Annotated in this window: 20 protein-coding genes; 6 read left to right on the top strand and 14 right to left on the bottom strand. The window is 51.2% G+C overall.

Translation table 11 applies throughout. The features are described 5' to 3' along the window. Nucleotides 1–57: 57 nt before the first annotated feature. Together XM38_RS23710 and XM38_RS23705 are read right to left on the bottom strand one after the other, a co-directional pair. The gene (locus XM38_RS23710) at nucleotides 58–678 is read right to left on the bottom strand and encodes a hypothetical protein (protein WP_088431258.1); all 621 of its coding nucleotides are present in this window, start codon (nucleotides 676–678) and stop codon (nucleotides 58–60) included. Nucleotides 679–871: 193 nt separating this feature from the next. Beyond that, nucleotides 872–2,257, bottom strand: coding sequence for an O-antigen ligase family protein (locus XM38_RS23705; protein ID WP_088431256.1), 1,386 nt, complete (start codon nucleotides 2,255–2,257; stop codon nucleotides 872–874). Between XM38_RS23705 and XM38_RS23700 the strand changes: the two genes are divergently transcribed. Continuing rightward, nucleotides 2,229–3,806 carry a glycosyl hydrolase family 28-related protein gene (locus XM38_RS23700; protein ID WP_187329528.1) on the top strand — a complete coding sequence of 526 codons (1,578 nt, stop codon included), beginning with the start codon at nucleotides 2,229–2,231 and terminating at the stop codon, nucleotides 3,804–3,806. The genes XM38_RS23705 and XM38_RS23700 overlap by 29 nt on opposite strands. 552 nt (nucleotides 3,807–4,358) lie before the next feature. Here the strand turns inward: XM38_RS23700 and XM38_RS23695 are convergent. From XM38_RS23695 to XM38_RS23675, 5 genes are all read right to left on the bottom strand, one after another. Further along, nucleotides 4,359–5,063: a hypothetical protein gene (locus XM38_RS23695; RefSeq protein WP_187329527.1), complete on the bottom strand. Its 705-nt coding sequence runs from the start codon at nucleotides 5,061–5,063 to the stop codon at nucleotides 4,359–4,361. A 41-nt stretch (nucleotides 5,064–5,104) separates the two neighbouring features. Then, a complete protein-coding gene (locus XM38_RS23690; RefSeq protein WP_080811824.1) occupies nucleotides 5,105–5,872 on the bottom strand; it encodes a hypothetical protein in 768 nt (255 codons plus the stop codon). Nucleotides 5,873–5,875: 3 nt separating this feature from the next. Next, a complete protein-coding gene (locus tag XM38_RS23685; RefSeq protein ID WP_080811822.1) occupies nucleotides 5,876–6,259 on the bottom strand; it encodes a hypothetical protein in 384 nt (127 codons plus the stop codon). Nucleotides 6,260–6,480: 221 nt separating this feature from the next. Continuing rightward, on the bottom strand, nucleotides 6,481–7,203 hold the full coding sequence (locus tag XM38_RS23680) for a glutamine amidotransferase-related protein (RefSeq protein ID WP_225889396.1): 723 nt from the start codon (nucleotides 7,201–7,203) through the stop codon (nucleotides 6,481–6,483). A gap of 81 nt (nucleotides 7,204–7,284) precedes the next feature. Continuing rightward, entirely contained in the window at nucleotides 7,285–7,869 is a 585-nt protein-coding gene (locus XM38_RS23675) for a hypothetical protein (protein WP_088431252.1), read from the bottom strand. Between the two features lie 269 nt (nucleotides 7,870–8,138). On the opposite strand from XM38_RS23675, the gene XM38_RS23670 reads away from it, so the two are divergent. Next, complete coding sequence (locus XM38_RS23670; protein WP_187329526.1) at nucleotides 8,139–8,819, top strand: DUF928 domain-containing protein; 681 nt, start codon at nucleotides 8,139–8,141, stop codon at nucleotides 8,817–8,819. 525 nt (nucleotides 8,820–9,344) lie between these two features. On the opposite strand, the gene XM38_RS23665 is transcribed toward XM38_RS23670, so the two are convergent. The 6 genes from XM38_RS23665 to XM38_RS23640 all read right to left on the bottom strand — a co-directional run bounded on the left by XM38_RS23665 (nucleotide 9,345) and on the right by XM38_RS23640 (nucleotide 15,007). Continuing rightward, the gene (locus XM38_RS23665; RefSeq protein ID WP_088431250.1) at nucleotides 9,345–10,133 is read right to left on the bottom strand and encodes a YdcF family protein; all 789 of its coding nucleotides are present in this window, start codon (nucleotides 10,131–10,133) and stop codon (nucleotides 9,345–9,347) included. 8 nt (nucleotides 10,134–10,141) lie between these two features. After that, the gene (locus XM38_RS23660) at nucleotides 10,142–10,456 is read right to left on the bottom strand and encodes a hypothetical protein (protein WP_080811815.1); all 315 of its coding nucleotides are present in this window, start codon (nucleotides 10,454–10,456) and stop codon (nucleotides 10,142–10,144) included. A 73-nt stretch (nucleotides 10,457–10,529) separates the two neighbouring features. Further along, the gene (locus XM38_RS23655) at nucleotides 10,530–12,074 is read right to left on the bottom strand and encodes a bifunctional aminoglycoside phosphotransferase/ATP-binding protein (protein WP_080811813.1); all 1,545 of its coding nucleotides are present in this window, start codon (nucleotides 12,072–12,074) and stop codon (nucleotides 10,530–10,532) included. A 377-nt stretch (nucleotides 12,075–12,451) separates the two neighbouring features. Beyond that, complete coding sequence (locus tag XM38_RS23650; RefSeq protein ID WP_080811812.1) at nucleotides 12,452–13,093, bottom strand: 50S ribosomal protein L25/general stress protein Ctc; 642 nt, start codon at nucleotides 13,091–13,093, stop codon at nucleotides 12,452–12,454. Nucleotides 13,094–13,137: 44 nt separating this feature from the next. Beyond that, nucleotides 13,138–14,472, bottom strand: coding sequence for an adenylosuccinate synthase (locus XM38_RS23645; RefSeq protein ID WP_088431248.1), 1,335 nt, complete (start codon nucleotides 14,470–14,472; stop codon nucleotides 13,138–13,140). 163 nt (nucleotides 14,473–14,635) lie between these two features. Then, nucleotides 14,636–15,007, bottom strand: a complete 372-nt coding sequence (locus XM38_RS23640) for a GNAT family N-acetyltransferase (RefSeq protein WP_202978956.1) — start codon at nucleotides 15,005–15,007, stop codon at nucleotides 14,636–14,638. 272 nt (nucleotides 15,008–15,279) lie between these two features. Between XM38_RS23640 and XM38_RS23635 the strand changes: the two genes are divergently transcribed. The 3 genes from XM38_RS23635 to XM38_RS23625 all read left to right on the top strand — a co-directional run bounded on the left by XM38_RS23635 (nucleotide 15,280) and on the right by XM38_RS23625 (nucleotide 19,170). After that, entirely contained in the window at nucleotides 15,280–16,323 is a 1,044-nt protein-coding gene (locus XM38_RS23635) for an adenosine deaminase (RefSeq protein ID WP_080811810.1), read from the top strand. Nucleotides 16,324–16,720: 397 nt separating this feature from the next. After that, on the top strand, nucleotides 16,721–18,514 hold the full coding sequence (gene aspS, locus XM38_RS23630; protein WP_080811809.1) for an aspartate--tRNA ligase: 1,794 nt from the start codon (nucleotides 16,721–16,723) through the stop codon (nucleotides 18,512–18,514). Between the two features lie 317 nt (nucleotides 18,515–18,831). Continuing rightward, nucleotides 18,832–19,170 (top strand): DUF6464 family protein, encoded by a 339-nt coding sequence (locus XM38_RS23625; RefSeq protein ID WP_080811807.1) that lies wholly within the window; start codon nucleotides 18,832–18,834, stop codon nucleotides 19,168–19,170. Between the two features lie 73 nt (nucleotides 19,171–19,243). Here the strand turns inward: XM38_RS23625 and XM38_RS23620 are convergent, their stop codons facing one another. After that, nucleotides 19,244–19,450: a DUF350 domain-containing protein gene (locus XM38_RS23620; RefSeq protein WP_088431246.1), complete on the bottom strand. Its 207-nt coding sequence runs from the start codon at nucleotides 19,448–19,450 to the stop codon at nucleotides 19,244–19,246. Nucleotides 19,451–19,808: 358 nt separating this feature from the next. Here XM38_RS23620 and XM38_RS23615 point away from each other — a divergent pair, with 358 nt between their 5' ends. Next, the gene (locus XM38_RS23615; RefSeq protein WP_088431242.1) at nucleotides 19,809–20,795 is read left to right on the top strand and encodes a hypothetical protein; all 987 of its coding nucleotides are present in this window, start codon (nucleotides 19,809–19,811) and stop codon (nucleotides 20,793–20,795) included. Nucleotides 20,796–20,855 lie beyond the last annotated feature (60 nt).

Here is a 20,855-nt window from a genome sequence, read left to right as displayed (position 1 = left end):
TAATATTTTCTTCCATACGTATTTCTTCTACTGTTTAATCGAAATTCCATCATTACATCAACGGCAGAGCAAAGCTGTCATATCACGTTCATAGACCAAGTAATTTTTCCAACCCAATAGCTCTATAATATAACAGGCTAGGCTTTTAAATGGTTTCTCTTTTAAAGAAAATCTACTTCCAAAAGAATCCTCTAAGCTAGAAAAACACGATTGGACAGATTTAGAATATTTTCCTGTTTTGCACTCCCTAGACTGCTTGCAACCTTGATAAATAATATTTTTAATTGACTCTTTTCCGATAAATCTTACATCAGGACATTCGCTTAATCTAGAATAATTAACCATCATTCCATATTTCGCGATCTCGAGGATGCTGCCACATAGAATGGCAATAATTTCCTGCTTAGAAGTAATGGAATATTCCAGTAGTTTTATTTCATCCAGAAGCTCAGATAGTTCTTTTCGAATTTGGTACCAGACTATTTCTTTTTGGTCTTCCGGGATTTCTACTTCATCTTTACTCCTATGAAATTCTAACTCTAGGGATGCCTTCTGATCGTACTTTTCTTGATTTAAGATGCACTGATTCTGCAAATTTTCAATATCTTCTTCTTCTGAGAAGATAAGGTTTAGCAATCCTTGAACCGTTGCAGCAGAATCTGACAAGTGCTGACTCATCAAACAGTTATCTATCTAGCGACTTAGGGGTGGATAAGTGTAAGACTTATTCGCAACTTTTCTACCATAGTAACTAGTATACACTTACTTCAGTAGTTAACTAACGCCAGAATCAAACCTGATAAGCGATTTATGGTTAGCCTTGAAACTAGATCCATGTGCCCATGCGATAGTGGGACACCTAGAGAGCATATCAGTGGTCGTTATTAATAACCGAAGTGTGCCGAAGACTAGTTTGAATGCTGAGTGCCCACCAACCTAAATGACTGAGTTGTCCACAATCATACCAGGTAAGCATATAGCTAGCATATGTGATCACCAAGGCTAATATCTCTGGTTTGGCCTTAAGTACGGCTAAAGCATAGTAGCTCATGAGAACAAGGTAGATGCTTGCTCCAACTACGCCCAGTGCTATGTACTTGTCTAAGAAAACATTGTGGGCATGAATTGCTTTGGCAGAAACCTGAACGGTTTCACCAGTCTCTAGCTGACAATGCGTGAAGTAGTCCTCTAAAATAACTGGTTCTGTTCCCTCAGGACACAGATAGTATGTATCTGCAATGGAATAGCCGCTGAAGCCCCAACCGAACCAAGGGCGTTTCAGGATACCTTGCCAAGCTTTCTGCCATAGAAATATTCTATCAGAGGTAAAATGCTTGAGAGCTACTCTGAATGGCGTAGAAGCGTAGAAATCAGCATTGATAACTCGTCGCTCCATCGTAGTCCAACCAAAACTTAATAGGCCTATTAAGCTCAAAGCGATGATCAGTTGCTGCGTAGACCGACGCCGGGGTGTGGTCCAAGCGAGCCAGAGCCAGGCTAAAAGCATCGCAAGCATGGCACCTCTGACCCGAGCCAGACTAAGCGTTATTGCATGGAGTGCAGTCAAAGGAAGTGCTACTCGAGCAGAAAGCCATTGCTTTTTCAGGGCTACCAGAGATAGAACTGATGCAATGGCTAAGGCAAAGCTTGCGTAACCCCGATGCGAGTATAACCCAACTGGCTGGTGATCCTGATAGATGCCAGTAGCCAATACGTGTTCAGTGCCAGGCCAAAGTTGTCCTGAATCAGCTGTATAGTCTAATTTCCAGTTCAAAAACTGGGGATACATGCTTAATGCTACCAGCGTCGCGCCAACTAGAATTCCTCTAAGCTGCCAGAGAAATAGACGAGGATATTGCTTCAAAACCAGGCTGTTTGTGAGTACAAAGCCTGCTATTAATAACCAATACAGCCATCCATCAGCGGTAATACTATGGCCAAAGAAAGAACGGCTAGGAAATGGACTCAGTAGGGTTGAGATAATACCTGAAGCCAGTAAGGCCAGCCAACCAAATACTTGTAACTTCCACTGGTTAGGACGCCTTATTGGCTGCCGTTCCTTAAAGAGGATTAGAAGGTGCAGGATGACAATAGCGAATACACATAATATCTTGGGTTGGGTCCAAATACTACCTCGGGTAACAGCGAAAGGGTTGATTGCAATGACCGTGAGGCAAAAGAACAACGCATATACATGGAAGATTAGAGGTGCTTTAGTACTCGTCTTCGTGTTTGTTGTGCTGATTAACTGTCGCATAGGATACCAGGACACAGCCTGTGGTAGTTATCTTGGTGGACCAACCAACAATCCACTTGCACACCAATACCCTGAATATAGCTGGACCAACTCCTTGCCATGGTCATGTGTATATAATATTGAAGATTTTTCAGGAAGTTCTGATCAAGAACGTTTTAACTTGGCACGGGATATTGCCTACACACGAGGAGGTGGAGTTATTTTCTTACCTGCAGGTACCTACATCTTCGAAGAAGACTTAGTTTTGAAGGAAGGTATTGTAATACGGGGAGCGTCTCCAATACTACAAGATGCTAAAAATGATAGCTATTCACCTCGGACCAAATTAATTTTCCCTCAATATCAGCCTGTTCAATCTGGTACGGGGACACCTAATAAGACAGCCTTTAAAACTATCAGAACTACGAACCCAGACATTGATAGAAATATAGGGTTGATTAATCTCGATATTAATCGTGCTGCGGTAACTTTTGGAAACAATATTGACGAGTCTCAGAATAGCAATATCGTTATCTATGGCATTCGCCAAAACAATGTAGCTACACCCAACCCATATGTCCCTAATCTTGAGTTTCAGTCGCCATGGCTACGGTTCTCTGACCTGCTGTCAGCCAATATCAAAGTTACAGCAAAGAGTAATGTCCTGATTGCAAATAATCGTCTGAACGATAATATTACTGACAGCTTTGAACAAGATAACTATCAGATACAGCGTAAGAATGGCTCTGTAGAAGTTTTGGCAGAAGGCTGGAAGGTTCCCTTTAATTACACTAATCATTACGGCATTAGCGTCAACCGCTTTAAGAATGGCTCTATTCTCTTTGAGCCATTAGCAACTCCTGAAAAAGAGAAGGGTTTATTTAGGAAGAGGATTATAATTCGAAATAATTGGGTTTATCACACCATGAGTGTTGGTATTCATGCTTCTGGTGATGGTTTAGTTATTAAGGATAATATTGTCCTTGATAAGGCCGATAAACGCTGGTACACAGATAGATGGGGACTAGGACCACCTTATCTGAATGATTCAGATCGAATACCACCGAATATTACTTATGAGAACCGAGCGATTGATTGGTCTGGTTGGAATGTCATTATAGAGGGAAATACTTACCAAGTTTATCGACATTTCCTTAGTAATACCTCAAATCAAAGCATTGATGGTGAGGGGATTCTTATTCAAGAGTGCTGTGGAGGCACAAAAGTAAAAGGGGTCAGTATTAAGCAAAACGTTGGCAACAGTTACATTGGGCTATACAAAATTCCTGATATTATGAACGTTATGATTCTTGGTAATCAACTTTTGTCAAACATCACGGACACAGAATTAATATACGTGAATGCAGACACAAATCAGAAGCCTGGACAAATGCATGGTGTACAAATCAATCAAAACATATTAAACGGCAGTATTTTGATTAAAGCCAGTCTAGGAGGAAATCATAACATTGTCAGCAATAATGTAAGTAAAGGCGACAACGCCATAAATTTTTCATCTGATGTAAAATTAGAAAATAATATAAATTTTGAAATAATAAATCTGAAATGAAGATCAGAGTGTTCAGATTTTTGTGTAAGCCGATCAATAACCGTCCCAGGAAATTAAAGGAAACTTAGGGAATGGAGGTAGCAAGCTTCGCTAAGTTGGAGTCATGAACGAAGAAATCGAGATTGCTGGTATCAAGGTTGGCACTGGTTTCTAAAAGTGGGATGGCCTGCCCAAACGTTCACCCAGCCAAGGTTTGAGGCAATCGGTCGCTAAACTTCTAAAACCCTTACCCAATGAAGCTTAACGGCGTTCATCCTACATTACCAGACCAGTGCCCACTCCATAATATCTTGGGTTGGGTTCAAATACCACCTCGGGTAACAGCGCAAAGATTGATTGCAATGACCGTCAGGCAAAAAAGTAATGCATACCTATGGAAGACTAATGGAGCTTTAATCCTAACATCTTTGCAGTCTGTTGCGCTGATTAGTTTCTTCACTGGACGTCAAAAGCAAACTAAACTAGCTTGGTGCTATGACGCCTAACAACATTGCTTAAAAAAACGCTCGGAAATATAAATCAAGGAATCAAGACATAGATGGGCATGTAGGCTTAATAAGGATTCGGTGGAGGTAGCGGATTAATGTTTCTGAACATTGTCCCCGGTCTTCCAGCGCTAAAAACCTGACCCGATTCTAACGTAACTAGCCTACCCATATAGAATTCATCAACGCCGATGGCCCCACCAGGATTATTACAGGCGATGCGCTGCATCAGCATAACTCCTTCTTTTTGAGCCTCAGCAATTGTACTGTTACCGATAACAGTATCGCCAACTGTGAGATACCTGAGTTGTGGTAGTACAAAACCCTCTCTACCGATTTGGGCGACATTTGCTAAGTGATCAATAAATCCTAGTGTTTGGTTGTTTCCCGAACTGAGCATAATTCTGCTCCTTCCTGATTTGGCATCAATGAACACACCAGGATAGTAAACTCTGAATCTAAACGGATTCAAGTTAATATAGATGAACGTTGTGACCGCATCAGGCATTACATTTTTATCGGCTCGCGGAGAATAAAAAATATCGTCCGACTTTTGCTTATAAGCGCTTTCTAGTGCAAAAGCCTCAAAAGCAAGCTCTAGTGTCGTTGCATCTTTGTAGACAATTCCTGGTCGAGCTCGAATACTTTCAATTTGTGTTCTAGTAACTGGAGTATCATCGCTACACGAAAGATCAATAATAGTACTATGTGGAATAGTTTGAGCTTTTACTTCTATATTAAGAAATGCCTCAACAAGTACTAGAGTAGACAAAGTAACTAATAACCTTGAAAGCAGTATTTTTGTAAGTATCACTAAGACTCTCCTGTTAGGCTCTGATTAACTTTAGTAAAGACTATTTCTCGGAAATCACTAAGATAAATTGAAGAACCAATAGAAAATAAGGAATCGATTAGTTTTTGTCTTTTACTTTTACTCCTGCTCAGGCTCCACTCTAATCCAGGAATATACGCACCTGCTTTCTCAAAGGTATTAGAAACAAATTTGTATGGATTACCAACTTCGTTTGCAGATACTCTTCTAAAAGAAGAGCAAACGATACAATTATGTTCAAATGGAATATTGCCACCATATTCCTCTACTAAATCATCACTCATGAGCAACAATCTACTAATATTTGGTTGCTGGTTAAAGTTACTCAAATTTACATCTTCATTGCCAAAAAATCCTTCTTCGCGGAACTCGAATTTTTCCTTAACAAAGCAGCTTTCCCAGATAGAATATTTTAAGAAAAGGCCTGTGTCACTTTGCTCGAAAACAAATACGGGAGTAGTTATTCTACAAGAAAACTCTCTTGCCAGACTCTCATCTCCAATATCATCACTAGCACAGGGGCCAAACTCTTGAACTAATATCCAATCGTGACCCTTTAAGCTGTAAATGACCAAGTAGCAATAGTCATTTGATGCTATTGAGTCAGGAGAAAAAATATTGATTGAGTATTTATTAGATAAAATTTGCAAAAGGAAGGAAATTGTTATCGAACCTTTCTTTCGGACTAAAACAACTTGTTGATTTAGATCTGTTGATTCCACTCCAAGACGCTGTTCAGCAGGTGTCATAACTTAGTCTAAGCCAGTGTCAATATGGATCTCTGCCAGTGAAATAGTGCATTCACCATCCGGCATTTGAGAACAAAGAATATTCCTCAAACGTTCAGCTGCCGCATTAGGATCTTGAGCCGCCATCTGCCGCAATTCCTGAATATCTTCTATCGTGATACCGGTAGCTGCCATAGCAGCCCGTGTCTCTGAATCACCTAGTTCAATCGGAGGGTTAGCCGGTGTGCTAGGTGTTCTAGTGCCACAGAGTTCTTCCAAATCCATCACCTCTCCGTCTTGAAATTCAAGATAGCAAACAGGATCGCCTAGTGCCCGCTTGCCCAGAGCCACCCCTGATATAAGCGAGATTGTAATTGCACCGTAGACAATCAGCGCCCTTGCCTTCATAAAATTGACCTATGTGCTTCGACTGTAGCTTGGTTATACCTCAGACTTTAACCGAACTTCGCCACAAATGGTAAGTGTTGTAGTCTACATCTCGGAGATAAGTAAGCGGCAATAGCACTTCATATCATATAAGGCTTGCTGAAAACGCTAGCGGTATCTTGGTAATGGGGGTTGGAGAGATCTTGGCACTGTGCTTTACCCAATTGGGATTTGCCGTAATCTCAGGCGATGAGACGATCTTGTTCACGGCTCGCCTTATCTGAGATCAGCCAACGCTCCAGAAATCCCTGCAGCCAATGGGCCACACCTGGACCATGTTGGCGGTGGCCAGCTAGCTGGCGATCACGGGGCTGGGCACCGGGCAAAGTCAGTTGGTCGGCTCCCTTAGTCGTCCAGGTGTGGATCAACTCGGTGGTGATTTCTGGGTGAAATTGCAATCCATAGGCCTGGCCGTAGCGAAAGGCCTGATGGGGAAACCAATTGCCCTGAGCCAGCAACATCGCTCGGCGAGGTAACTCAAACCCCTCTTGATGCCAGTGATATACCGCCATCGGGTCAGCAAAATAGGCCTGGCCAGCCACCGTCGGCTGCAATGGGAAATAGCCAATTTCTCTCAGGCCCTGCGGATGGGAATAAACCTGGGCTCCCAGGGTTCTGGCCAGCAGTTGCGCCCCCAGGCAGATACCCAAAAATGGAGTGTCTGTTGTCAGTATCCGCTCAATCCAGTGCAATTCCTGCCGAATAAATGGCAGGGTGTCATCGTCATTGGCACTCATGGGGCCGCCGAAGACCACCACGGCCTCATAGGCCTCTAGATCCTGCGGTAAGGGCTCTCCCTCGGCCGGACAGCACATATCCAAGCCATAGCCCCGCTGCCGCAATTGCTGCCCTACCAGGCCTGGATCAGAGGTGGCTTGATGCACCACCATGAGAACTTGGCTCACACTACTATCTTGAATGCGTTGTCTCCCACTGTAACAGGGGTGTCACGCCCGATTAGTAGGCTCCCTTACCACCATCACCTATCAGTCGAAGACCAACTGAAACGAGTCATGGACTTGCTCAATCAGCGCCTCACCCTCGGCAGTGGGCTCCCCATAGTAGCTAGTAATCACGGCAGTGCCGTAGCTGGCATAGCCCACATAGGTGGTCATGGCATTGGCTAGATCGTCCGGTAATTCTGCCATCCACAGTCGCAAGGCCGAGCGCTCATCTACGACCACTGGACGATAATGAATCACCTGATATCCATTCTCGGCAATAGTTTCAATCGCCTGAGGCACATAGTCCTGAGGATGTTCTTGCACGAGACGGACTTCGGTGAGGACATCAGTGGCTTGGGAGGCTCGTTCCGGATCATCTGTTCCATGGTTGGTAATAGAAATAGAGCCATCCTGATGCTGTTCTACCTGCCAAGCCAGCGGAAATCGCAGTTGGAACTGTCCCGGCTCCACATGGGTCTGCAACTCAGGAGACCCTGAGTCGGCTGCATCATTGCCAGTCGATTGGTCCGCAGCCACGGATGGCCGGTCCAGTCCTGCCAGGATCGGCATGGTTGCCATCAAGCCAATGCCTACCAGGGTCATCATCAGTAGCGATCGAGCCATCATGGCATCTCCGTCATTAATACATCTCGGCTCCATCCAGCGGTCGTGGTCACCCAACGGATAACGACTAGTCCCACCTTGGATTTGCTATGAGCAGGAACACTATGGGTGAGCTAGACTAAAGTCCCTTCGAGGCAATTCTGGCTGCTTCGCCGTCTAAGTCATAATCAAGCGTTTTGGGTGCACTTGTCTACTCTGTTGTTACACCGGGGGCATAGCCCATGACTCACCTCTCCATTGCTCGACTTGTCTGCTATTTGTGGCTTAGCAGCATGGCGGTTGCACCTCTGGCCTGGGCCGAACCCTTTCAGCCACCCAATCGAGGGTTGCCCGGTCGGCGAGAAGGTGCCGCGACTCGGGGCTGTGTATTGGGTCGCCCTAGTCGTTTAGTGGCCCTACTGCCGGACACCAACCTAGGCTTAACCACCGAGGCCTATCCCACCTTTTTCTGGTACATGCCTCGCAGCCAGGCCCGCTTTGTTGAGTTCAGCCTCTATCAAGCTAATCCAGAAGGGGACCGGCAACTGATTTATAGCAGCACCCTAAGTGTGGCTAATGAGGCCGGCATTGCCAGTGTCTCATTGCCGCAGCACAGTGGCCTGCCTGCCCTCGAAATCGGTCAAGATTATCAATGGTCCGTGGCAATCATCTGCAACCCCAACAACCGCCGCGGGGACCTACGGGTCGATGGCTGGGTACATCGGATAACCCCCGAAGATGATCTGGCAGCTGCCTTGGCTACCGCCAATCGCTCTGAACAGGTTGGCCTCTACGCTAGCCACGGCGTTTGGTTCGATGCTGTGGGTACCCTAGCCGAGCTGCAAATGGCTGATCCGGAGGATCCAGAGCTACAAGCCCGCTGGCAAGAGTTGTTAGAGTCTGTGGGCCTGGCGGTGATCGCCGAGCAGCCTTTCCTAGGCGCAGCAACTACGCCCCTGACCCTTCTACCCTGACCCCTGCAGCAGGGCTTGTTGGTCAGCGGCGATAGACCTCGATAAGACCAGGCTTAATCGTGTCGCTCGGGGTACTCACCCGAGGGGAACGAGATCCCCTCGGACTCTGACGACCAGGGCAAACCGCTTGTAGTGTTCGCGAAGCGGCTCCGGAGGAGTTTTCTGCATTGGGCGCGGCAACCGCGCCCCTACCCTCTATCCGCTATCGACCTACTCTCCCGCCCAACCACTGTTTGACAGGGAGCCAAACCATTCACTCAAAACTCAAAACTCATCACTTTCCTTCGCCCTCCGTCCTCTCTTTCCCCCGTGGGTCCTTCTCTGGCCACTCATAATTTCCCCCGCCTAGGTAAAATGACCCACGCTACTCACTCCCCATCACCCCATCACCCCATCACTCTTCACCCTTCACCCCTCACTCTTCACTCTTCACTCTTCACCCTTCACCCTTCACTCTTCACTCTTTACTCTCCGCTCTCCGCCCTCCGTCCTCCGCCCTCCGCTCTCCGCCCTCCGTCCTCCCCCTCAAAGCCACCCCCGCAGGCGATAGACCAGCAGCCCCAGATACTCCTTAAGGGCTTGGGTGACTTCATGGAGGTAGCGGGCGTCGGGAAAGAAATTCACCAGGTGGGCTTGCCACTGGGGGGCTGTCTGCAGGCGGGCCTTGGACAGGAGAAAGTCTGTAGGGGCAGGCGCGGCATCAATGCCTTGATGGCGAAAGAGGGCCAGGGCCCGAGGCATATGCAGGGCTGAGGTGACCAGTAACACCCGCTCTAGGCTATAGGTCTGCAGTAGGGCCTTGACATTGATGGCATTTTGATAGGTGTTGAGGGAGGTGGGATCCTGCAGAATGGCTTCCTCGGGCACCCCTAAGGCGGTGGCCAAGGCAGCCATATCGGATGATTCGGGAGCACCGCCGCCATCTAACCAGGGAATGCGGCCACCACTGAGGATCAGCCAGGGGGCTTTACCAGCCAGGTAAAGACGAGCACCGTGCAGAACCCGATCGCCCGCTTCTGATACTTCTACCCAGGCTCGGGGGGAACTGGCGGGACGCATTCCCCCGCCTAACACTACAATGGCGTCGGCGTTGGGCAGCTCACTAGGAAGATGTTGCCATTCCAGGGATTGCAGGAATCGATCGGCCACCCAACTATTGCTGCTAATGAATAATAGGGCTAAGGAGGTTGCGATCGCACCGGCAGCCCACCGTGGTCGCCGCCACAACAACACCAAGGCCACTAATAACAATAGGCAGGCCAACCCCAGAGGATAGAGCAGCAGCGGCAACAGTTTAGACAGCAGCAGAAACATGGAGGGCTCTAACGGCGCGGTCGAGAATAGCGCTGCCGCTGCCGCGGACTCCCGAAGGGCATAGGCAGGCGCCGCAGCTGTTCTTGGCCTTGTTTCAGCCGCCGTCCCACCCGCCGCAAGGGCGTATTGGCATCGGGGATAGGTTCTCCTCCAGGGGTGGCCCACCAGGCCGAGACCATGCCCCCAGCCATACCTGCGATCGCACCAAAAAGGATACTGGCCAGCACCGGATAGCCCAGAACTACGAAGATCAGCAGAAACGCCAGCCAGATTTTGAGGGCGACCGGAGCCGCCTTGTCGAACAAATCAGTTTTGTCAACCACGGCAGTCCATCATAGGACGACTTACCACGACGGCAGCCCCTTGCGTAGTAGGCCATCGCCGCGCCTGTTCATTTTAGCGAGTACGGTTGACAATATTGGCCGCCTGGTCAGACAAATCTCGAGTAGTGTCGACCGTGGTCACCCAGGGCTCTTCTGCGGCCGTAAACGACTCCATAGACTGCTTGGTCAATACCGCCACGGTGGCATCAGCAATATCTCCTTGCCGAGCCTGGAGCCGCTCTTCCAGCACCGCCTGGGGCGCCGTACAGTAACAAATCTGGAGGGGCAACCCATGGGCCTGGGCCTGTTCGATCACCGATTGCCGTAGCGCCTGCCGGTCATACTTGGCATCTAAGATGACTCGGTATCCCTGCTGAGCCAGCATTAGACCCAGCTCTAGCAGCCGCTTGTAGGTGCGTTGAGTCATCTCGGCAGTATAGAGATCATCACCGCCCCGCTGGTGTAAGGGCACCCCAGCCAAATGTTTCCGTACCGCATCGGAGCGCAGATGAATGGCGCTCAACTGGCACCCCAATTCTCGAGCCACTGTGGTCTTACCAGAGCCAGAGAGCCCCGCCATGACATACAAAGCCCCGGTCTGCGGCTGCACATAGGACCAAGCCAGCCGATAGTAACGGGCAGCAGTGGCACTAGCCTGCTGCTTATCGGCCTCAGCCACCGAGGGATCTTTCAATAAGAATGAAGTCACCTTGGCCCGCACATAGGCCTGACGGCTGACATAGAGGGGCAATATCTGCAACCCTTCCCAATCCCCTGTTTGCTCGACATAGTGACTCAAGAAGGGGCCAGTGAGATCCGACCGCTCCCTGAGCACAAGATCCATGACGATATAAGCGATGTCGTACATGACATCGACGAGGCGAAAGGGCTCGTTGAACTCGATGCAGTCAAATAACAGTAGCTGGTCTTGCCAGTAGCAAATATTGCCCAGATGCAGATCACCATGGCAGGCTCTGATCCAGCCCTGTTCCTGACGCTGGCGAAATAGGTCAGCCCGCTCGGCAAAGAAGCGATCGGTGTAGGCTTTAGTCTCGTCAAATTGTTGTTGAGTCTGGGGACCGCCGATGAAATCTACGGTTTGGTCATAGTTTTCATCGATGGCTTGGCGTACCTGAGATAGCTCCCCAAAGGCGCGAATGTAGTCGCTGGTCTCAGCCCGACGGTGGAAATCGGCTACCCGTTCGGCTAAGCGGCGTAGGAGCTCTTCACTCAGTTCTCCTTGCTCAGATAGATGGCTGAGCAGTGCATCTTGAGGAAACTGACGCATCTTGACGGCATAGTCCACAGCCTGGCCTTCCCCCTGCAGACGATATTGATCCCCCTGCTGGGTCACAGGACATACGTCTAGATAGAGGGGAGCGGCAGCTCGCTGATTGAGGCGGAGTTCTTCCTGGCAGAAATGGTGGCGCTTCTCCAGGGTGGAGTAATCTAGAAAGCCGAAGTTGACTGGCTTTTTCAGTTTGTAAGCATATTCCCCCGTGAGCAGCACATAAGACACATGGGTCTGCATCAGCCGCATCGGTTGCGTCACTGGATGGGGATAGGCCTGGGGCTGTAATAATGCTTGAATCAGCGCAGGCAGGGTGGACTCAGCCATAAATAATGTCACTGTAAACAACAACAGTCTTACTTACCCAGCAGCTCCCATGGGAATCCCCTAGAGAATCGGGCATGCCCTGGACAACGACTAAACTCGACAGCCCGACGACAAAGGCCCCTAGGGGACGGTATAGCCCCCCTCAGAGGCGGCTACGATCAGATCATCACGCCAGGGGCTATCCTGGGGATGCCTCTGCCAACAGCCTCGTCCCGAGAGCCCTGATAGCAACGGGCATGTCTCCCGAGATCATTGGAGCGAATAGCTGCTCCCTAGTCAAATGCTCTGCTCCCCAGAGAACGCCAAAAGCCAGGGAAGCGTCCCTAGCTTTGCGTTGACAATCAAGCAGGGGGCAAGGATTAGAGCTGGCTTAAAATCTACTCATTCCCCAGGACTTCGGCAATCTCTGAAGGAATCGTCACATCCGACTCTTCTGCCAATTCTTCTTCAGGGGCCGCTTCTTTCTTCGGAGGCAGCACGGCTACGACAGATACCTCAGACTCGCCCACGGCTTCTACCCCTTTGGGCAACACCAGGTCTCCTAGGGTCAGGGAATCACCAACTCCTAGATTAGACACATCAATATCAATCACCTCGGGGATCGACTCGGGGCTGCACTTAATTGTCAATTCATTCAGCTCCGTATTCAGAATGCCTCCTTCGTCCTTGACCCCTGAGGCCTCACCAGAGTAGTTCAGAGGCACGGTTACCTCCACTTCGTCTTGGCCAGCCACGGCGAAGAAGCTGAGGTGCACCAACTTTTCTTTCCAGGGATGGGTCTGTACCTCTCGAATCAGGGCTTTTCCCTTCCAAGCGGTATCGGAGACCTTGACATTGACCAGAGTATTGTTGACCGAGGCTCGCCGCAGCAACGCCTCAGCATCAAGGGTTGGCACCGTCAATGATAGAGACTCAGTGCCATTGTGACCATAGAGTACGGCAGGCAGTAGCCCTTGCCGCCGCAGGACATTGGCCTTGGCTTTCGGATCGCGGGTGCTACATTCAATCGTGAGTTCCATAGGATGACTTACCTGAACAAGTACTCGAAGAGACAGAGAACGGATTAGGCTACCTGAGAGGCACCGTTTTCGTAGAGCAAGGCCCGTTTAGGACCATGGATGGGATCTTCCACAATGATGGTTTGATCTCGGCTGGCCCCCAGGGACACAATGGCAATGGGAACTTCCATCAGTTCTGCCAAGAATTTCAAATAGCCTAGGGCTTGCTTGGGCAGATCATCGAGGGAGCGGCAGTGGGCAGTGGATTGCTTCCAGCCCGGCAAGGTCTTATACACGGGGCGACAGCGGTTAAACTGACGGGCACTCCCTGGTAGCTCGTGACAGGGTTTACCATCCAGGTTGTAGGCCACGCAAACTTTGATCTCATCCATGGCATCTAGGACGTCTAGCTTGGTGATGGCTAGACAATCGAGACCGTTGATGCGTACGGCATAACGACCAATGACGGCATCGAACCAGCCGCACCGGCGTTGACGGCCAGTGGTGGTGCCAAATTCAGCGCCGCGATCGCACAGTTGTCTGCCCAGACAATCAGTCAATTCCGTCGGGAAAGGGCCCTCGCCAACTCGGGTGGTATAAGCTTTGGCCACCCCAATCACTCGATCGACGACGGTGGGGCCAATGCCGGAGCCAATGCAGGCGCCCCCGGCTACCGGATTGGAAGAGGTGACATAGGGATAAGTGCCATGATCGAGATCCAGCAGCGTCCCCTGGGCGCCCTCGAACAAGACGTTTTTCCGCTGACGAATGGCAGTGTTGATGCGCAAGGAGCTGTCAACAACGTGGGATCTCAACCGTTCGGCATATTGGGCATATTCATCAATCACAGCCTGCGGATCGAGGGGAGGCAGATCATAGAGCTTCTCTAGAATGACGTTCTTATATTGAATCGTCCACTCCAGTTGCTCCTGTAAGGCGCCAGCATCCATCAGGTCAACGACTCGAATCCCCGTACGCTCCGACTTATCCGCATAGGTAGGCCCAATACCTCGCCGAGTCGTGCCAATTTTTTTGCTGCCCCGCCGTTCTTCAGCCGCCTGATCGATCAACCGGTGGTAGGGCATGGTGACATGGGCAGCCTCAGAAATAAAGAGGTTACGAGTGGAAATATTGAGGGTTTCCAGCTTATCTAACTCGCCGATGAGTGCCTTGGGGTCAATGACCGTGCCGCCACCAATGATGCATTGGGTATCAGGATAGAGAATCCCCGATGGAATCAAATGCAACTTGAAGGTTTGATCTTTGACAACGACCGTATGACCAGCATTGACTCCCCCTTGATAGCGCACCACAACATCGGCCGACCTGCTTAGCAAATCAGTGATTTTGCCCTTGCCTTCATCGCCCCACTGGGCACCAATTACAACGACGTTTGCCAACGGTTTTCAAAAGCTATCGTTCACACAAATGACCATTATCCTCAGGGCCTGTACCCAATGTCAACATAATTCATAGTTGCCATGGTTGACGTTGAGGCACGAAAGCTATACCCATGGAGCTCGAAGCCAAGGGATTGATAAAACCGATGGGCCCGAGTGCGTTTCAAACTCGATGACAGGGTAGCTTTGTCACAGCCCTTTTGCTGACTAGACGCAGGGCATAGTACATCATATATGTCCCCACCCCTTGGTGCTGCCAACTCGGATCGACAGCTACGGCTTCAATGACGGCCGAAGGGGTGCCAGCATGGACCAGATTATCCATGATCAATAGGGCAAACGTGCCCACGACGCGGGAGTCCCCCAGGGCCACGTAGAGGTGGTAGTCAGGGTAACTGTCTAAGTGCTCCAGAATACTCGTGGCTGCAGCCGTAGAGAGTACCTTGCCATTATCTAGATCTGGCTGGGCATAGAGGCGCAGGATATCAGGCAGATCAGCCATCGAGGCTTGACGGCAGCGAATGGTAGGGTTCATCAACAACACTCCTAGATAGCCACTCTCCCGAGGCCGGAGTGGCTGTATCACTAGACCAGCTATCCAGCCGCCACACAACCAAACTAAATTTAGGGTAGAGATTATATACGCAATTTTTGATATATACGATAGAACATAGGAATAACTACACCTTTTTTAACAACCCCATCGGGTTCGGGGACAATAGCTTGCTTGATATCCAGGTGCCGATTTGGATAGGGATGGCACTAGGTATTCATCGCTGTCGACGCACTCTTCACACCGAGGTTTCTATGAGTCTGTATGCTGAACTGCACCGCCATCTGGGGGGCTCAGTGGTGCCCCGCATTCTCTGGCGTTATTTTCAACGCAACCGCCCTGATCTGACCCAGCCCTTTGCCGACTATGCTGCTTTCGAGCAGTTCTATACCCAACCCCGTAAGACTTTAGCTGAATATCTGGAGTTACACACCCTGGTTGAGAGTGTGCAAACCCAGGAGGCATTGCCTTACTTTATCTATCGCCTGCTACGGGGGGCCTATGTGTTCGAGAATCTGGCCTATCTAGAGTTGCGCTACACTCCCTATCTGCGGACACCAGACTATTTGCCTCAAACCGAGCGCATCGATAGGATGACGGAGATTGTGGAGATTGTCGGTCGAGCTAGCCAACAGTCGGAATATCCCATTATGGCCCGCCAAATTCTGTGCATGCATTCACGCCTACCCTATGAGGTGAATCGGGCCATTGTAGAGTTGGCGGCTCAGTATCCTGATTATGTCTGTGCCGTGGATATGGCTGGGGGGGATGCCCAATACGGTGAACGCTTAGAGGAGTTTGTGCAGCTCTACGGTTATGCTCGGGAGCTGGGCCTCAATACCACTGGCCATCTGTATGAGACTCCTCAGGGTTGCTATCCAGAGCTGTTGCCCTATTTAATGCGAATTGGCCATGGCATTCAAATTCCCCTGCAGTATCCACACTTATTGCCAGAGATAGCGGCTCGAGGACAGTGCTTAGAAGTTTGTCCTACCACTTATCTCAAGACCGGTACCCTAGACAGCTTGCAGCAACTGCGACCAGTCTTTGATCGCTGCTTTGACGCCGGGGTTGATATTGCCATCTGTACCGATAATGCTGGATTGCACAATGTGCGATTGCCTTTCGAATACGAGACGCTACTCACCTACGACATCATTGGCTTCGATGAATTACAGCGGTGCCAGGAAGTTGCTTTCCGCCATGCCTTCGCCTGGCCCCATGATCATCAGCCCAGGTCTCTATTGACCGGTCTGCTGCAGGAGCAAGACTCGGTAGAGATAGGTGTTGGTCATTGAGGCAGGGAGTAGACCAGTGGATGAGTGCGGCGAACTGCTCGTGCAGAAGGGCATGTCGATCAATGGCGGTGGCCCCCGATAAGGCCACGCTTAATCATGTAGCTCGGGGGGCTCACCCGAGGGGATCTCGTTCCCCTCGGACTCCTACGACCAGGGCGTTCCGCCGCCCTGGACCCCGCGGAAGGGCCTGTCAGTTAGTCGTGATGGATCGCGTCGCATCGGCGGGGAGGCGATGGACCTTTCTGACTTCTGCCTTTTGACTTCTGCCTTCCCTCTCTCCCCCTCTCCCCCTCTCCCCCGCTGTTCACAATTTCTGCTGATTTAGGGCGTCAGGATTTCCATGATCCTGGATAATGGAGAGGTTTTGTAGTTACGCTGTTGCGATCGCACCTTCACCATGCGCACCCATTACTGCGGCCAGCTGCGGCCAGAGCATATCGGCCAGACCGTCACCCTATTTGGTTGGGTCGACCGACGGCGAGATCACGGGGGCGTCATTTTCGTGGATCTGCGCGATCGCACCGGTATCGTGCAAATTGTCAGCGACCCAGAACGCACCCCCGCCTCCCATTCCTTTGCCGATCAGGTGCGCAATGAATATGTGGTTAAGATCACCGGCCGCGTCAGCCAGCGCCCGGAGGCATCCCTAAATCCCAAGCTGCCCACCGGCGCGGTAGAAATCTACGCCGATCAGTTGGAAATTTTAAACGGGGTGCGCAAACCGCTCCCCTTTCAAGTCTCGACCATCGAGCCAGAACCGGTGCGGGAAGAATTGCGACTGCGCTACCGCTACCTAGACTTGCGGCGAGAGCGCATGGGCCACAATCTACAGCTGCGGCACCAGGTGATCAAGGCCATTCGCCGCTTCCTAGAAGACCAAGAGGGGTTTGTGGAAGTGGAAACCCCGGTGCTGACCCGCTCGACGCCGGAAGGGGCGCGGGACTATTTAGTCCCCTCTCGGGCCAATCCGGGGGAATGGTTTGCCTTGCCGCAGTCCCCTCAGCTGTTTAAGCAATTGCTGATGGTCTCAGGGCTGGATCGCTACTACCAAATCGCTCGCTGTTTTCGCGACGAAGACCTCCGGGCCGACCGCCAGCCCGAGTTTACCCAGCTGGATATGGAGATGAGCTTCATGGATCAGGAGGAGATCCTGGCCCTCAACGAAGCCCTGATGGCCCATATCTTCAAGATCGTGACGGGACAGGAGTTGCCACTGCCCTTGCCGCGCCTCACCTACGCCGAGGCCATGGATCGCTACGGCACCGACAAGCCAGACACGCGCTACGGCTTAGAGTTGGTCAATGTTTCCGATTTAGTGGTCGACTCAGGCTTCAAGGTGTTCTCTGCTGCTGTGGCCGCCGGGGGCCAGGTGAAGGTGTTGCCCATTCCCGGGGGAAACGACGCCATCTCCAATGTGCGCATTAAACCGGGGGGTGACCTGTTTAAGATTGCCATCGGTGCTGGGGCCAAGGGACTGGCCTATGTGCGGGTCCGGGATGGCGGTAGCCTCGACACCATCGGGGCCATCAAGGACAACTTGAGTCAGGCCCAAAAGCAGGGATTACTGGAGCGCACTGGGGCAACTGACGGTCATCTACTCTTGTTTGGGGCCGGGCCGACCGAGGTGGTCAATGCCACCCTGGATCGGTTGCGCCAAGCCCTGGCCGCGGAGCTGAATCTGATTCCGGCAGATCAATGCAATCTGCTGTGGATCACCGAGTTTCCCATGTTTGAGTGGAACGCTGATGAGGAGCGTTTGGAAGCCCTGCACCATCCCTTCACGGCCCCCTATCCAGAGGATTTAGCCGAGCTGAAGACGGCGCGGGCCCAAGCCTATGACCTGGTATTTAATGGCTATGAATTGGGTGGCGGTAGCCTGCGGATTTACCAGCCCGATGTGCAGCAGCAGGTATTCGCCGCCATTGGCCTCTCGCCCCAGGAAGCCCATGACAAGTTTGGCTTTTTACTCGAGGCCTTCGAGTATGGCACCCCGCCCCATGGCGGCATCGCCTATGGCCTCGACCGCTTGGTGATGCTACTGGCAGGGGAAGAGTCCATCCGCGATGCGATCGCATTTCCCAAGACCCAACAAGCTCGCTGTCTGTTGACTCAGGCTCCCTCCGGGGTAGACGACCGGCAACTGGCCGAACTGCATGTGGCCTCTACCTATGACCCCAATGCCAATGCCTAGAGCGCAGTCAAACCGCTGCCCTGGACTCTGCGGAAGGGCATATCAATCAGTGGCGATAGACCTCGATCAGACCACGCTTAATCGTTTAGCTCAGATTTTCTACATTGGGCGCGGCAACCGCGCCCCTACCCTGTCCCCTATGCCCTATGCCGTTTTCCTTTTCCCCATCACCCCACCTACCCACCTTTCATCCTTCATCCCTCATCCTTCATTCTTCCCTCTCCCCCCCCTCTCCCTCTCTCTTAAGAACTGCTAAAACCAGCTCGATCCATCGAAGGACCACGATAGGATCGATTGCCTAGGGATAAGCAGGATCTATGGTAGTCATTCTCTTAATTTTTCTGATTGCTCTGGGACCGGCCATGGTGTCGGCTTGGATCAGTTATCGCTATCGCCAGCCCACCATTGAGCCTGTCCGTCTAGAGCCGCCCTCGGCCTCCAATTTGCAAACCATGTTGCAGGGTGATCGGGGCTTACATTATGTGGAAGGGGCAGGTTACATCATCGGTGATGCCACCTGTCAGCTGAATGCTCGCTCCCCCTATTTGCGCTGTGCCGTGAACCCTTCTGGCCCCTGTGACGGCTGTTCCAGCTATCAATCTCAGCCAGCCGATCCAACTCCCATTCCCGTATTCAACCACTGCAGCTGTCGCTAGGGAACGGCTCCGGAAGTCGGCGCTACTGGGTGCTATTGATAGCCATGCCAGTATCATTCTGGTTGCTTCAGCTTTAAGTAAAGATAATCGCAATGATAATGCCCGCTAGGGCTACGACCACGGCAGCGAGTAAGATCCCTGCCGCCATGTTGCCTTTGCGGACTTCCGCCTGATAGTCAATGGGATCGAGCAGATCAAATAACCGCACCCCACCGTAAAACAACACCACAGATAGTATGGTCCAACCGACAGTGGCCAAAACATCTTGCAGTACTGGCACAGCAACCTCCTGAGAATTCAGATTGCCTTTAGCCTACCAAGGTTGGGGACTGAATTGAGCCGGGGTGGCAGGCAACTGAAAGCTGACCCAGTCAAGATTTATGACACCGTCTCGGGCTTGGCCTGAAAGGGGCTGGGTAAGTTGCCTACTGTTTAGACCGGGCAGGGCTTTTAGCCATTGGCCAATATTTGCTCCCCAGCTCTCTGGCTGTCTGCCTGCAATAGTGGTAATCACCCTGGCGCTAGAGTCCACTCGAGGCAATTCTGGACAAGGTGTATTAAAGGCTGTTAAGAGAGAAGGGCATCGGTAGCGACTATTGCCATGGTATTACTAGCGTTTACACCACTGGGGTTAGGCTATGCCGGTTGATGTTCAACCTTACCGCACTCGCCGTTTTACGGATTGGTCCCCCCTGGCTGCTCTAGGCGCCTTGGGGATACTTGCGATCGCAGTGGTAGTCTCCCCCTTCTTATCCCGCCGGCTGTTGAACACCACCGTACAGGTCTCCCCAGAAGAGACCACTCGTCTGGAAGCAGTACAACCCCGGGGAGGGCTGGGGGCCCTTCGCATCGATACCCGGGCCCGCCTACCTAAAAATACCTGGCTCACCTTCGAGGTACAGGTGTTCGACAGCCAAAATAATCTCCTGGCCTCTGGCATCAAACAAGCCTGGCGAGAATCTGGCATCTGGCGGGAAGACGGAGAAAGCGGCACTTGGTCAGAACAAGACCTAAAAGGGCGCTTCGATATTCGGCGAGCCAGCATCGATCAGCCCATTACCCTAGCCATTACCGTCTTAGAGCAGGGCCGCACCGGTGGTCAACCCCTAGCCCAGCCCGTGTCCTTCGAGGTCACGGTGCGAGACGGAGTCATTGACAGTCGTTTCCTATGGGTGGGCTTTTTCGGGGTGTTGGTCATCGCCCTGATCACCAGCCTGGCCGTGGGCAAATCAGGCCGCAAGGTGGTTTCAGAGCGGGCCAATGATAGCGATGTGGCCGGGCGGGCCACCCTGGGCGGTGCCGACAAGCTAGTGCGAGTTAACATCGATGTGATATCAGACGAAACCTCTCCCCGGGAATTACAGGCGCATCTGATTATTAAAGATGGCTATGGCGAGCAGATCTACAGCCGCCGTCTATCCGTGCCCCTGACCTTTCGCCGGGAAGACGGCAAGATCGACAGTGCCAAGGGCCATGTCAGCCTAGACTTGGTCCTAGAGCCGCGCGGTTCCTATGGCTTCTCTGTGGAAGTGATGCCCGATGGCCCGGTGGACTATACCTACCTGGCTGTCAAGGAAGGGGTGCGCACCTTACAGCCTACGGAAATCATTCGCCTACGCACCTAACGCTAATTGGCACAGGACATCTTACAAGGTCTTCAAAGCAGGCTCTGTCAAAACGTCTAG

The sequence above is a fragment of the Halomicronema hongdechloris C2206 genome (assembly GCF_002075285.3).
Classification (GTDB): Bacteria; Cyanobacteriota; Cyanobacteriia; order Phormidesmidales; family Phormidesmidaceae; genus Halomicronema_B; species Halomicronema_B hongdechloris.
The sequence above is the reverse complement of the archived record's forward strand: the minus strand, read 5'-3'. Positions and strand labels throughout refer to the sequence as shown.

Coding starts and splice junctions, on each gene's coding strand:
- XM38_RS23710 (WP_088431258.1), bottom strand. CDS start 678: ATGAGTCAGCACTTGTCAGATTCTGCTGCAACGGTTCAAGGATTGCTA.
- XM38_RS23705 (WP_088431256.1), bottom strand. CDS start 2,257: ATGCGACAGTTAATCAGCACAACAAACACGAAGACGAGTACTAAAGCA.
- XM38_RS23690 (WP_080811824.1), bottom strand. CDS start 5,872: ATGACACCTGCTGAACAGCGTCTTGGAGTGGAATCAACAGATCTAAAT.
- XM38_RS23685 (WP_080811822.1), bottom strand. CDS start 6,259: ATGAAGGCAAGGGCGCTGATTGTCTACGGTGCAATTACAATCTCGCTT.
- XM38_RS23675 (WP_088431252.1), bottom strand. CDS start 7,869: ATGATGGCTCGATCGCTACTGATGATGACCCTGGTAGGCATTGGCTTG.
- XM38_RS23670 (WP_187329526.1), top strand. CDS start 8,139: ATGGCGGTTGCACCTCTGGCCTGGGCCGAACCCTTTCAGCCACCCAAT.
- XM38_RS23665 (WP_088431250.1), bottom strand. CDS start 10,133: ATGTTTCTGCTGCTGTCTAAACTGTTGCCGCTGCTGCTCTATCCTCTG.
- XM38_RS23655 (WP_080811813.1), bottom strand. CDS start 12,074: ATGGCTGAGTCCACCCTGCCTGCGCTGATTCAAGCATTATTACAGCCC.
- XM38_RS23650 (WP_080811812.1), bottom strand. CDS start 13,093: ATGGAACTCACGATTGAATGTAGCACCCGCGATCCGAAAGCCAAGGCC.
- XM38_RS23640 (WP_202978956.1), bottom strand. CDS start 15,007: ATGAACCCTACCATTCGCTGCCGTCAAGCCTCGATGGCTGATCTGCCT.
- XM38_RS23635 (WP_080811810.1), top strand. CDS start 15,280: ATGAGTCTGTATGCTGAACTGCACCGCCATCTGGGGGGCTCAGTGGTG.
- aspS (WP_080811809.1), top strand. CDS start 16,721: ATGCGCACCCATTACTGCGGCCAGCTGCGGCCAGAGCATATCGGCCAG.
- XM38_RS23625 (WP_080811807.1), top strand. CDS start 18,832: ATGGTAGTCATTCTCTTAATTTTTCTGATTGCTCTGGGACCGGCCATG.
- XM38_RS23615 (WP_088431242.1), top strand. CDS start 19,809: ATGCCGGTTGATGTTCAACCTTACCGCACTCGCCGTTTTACGGATTGG.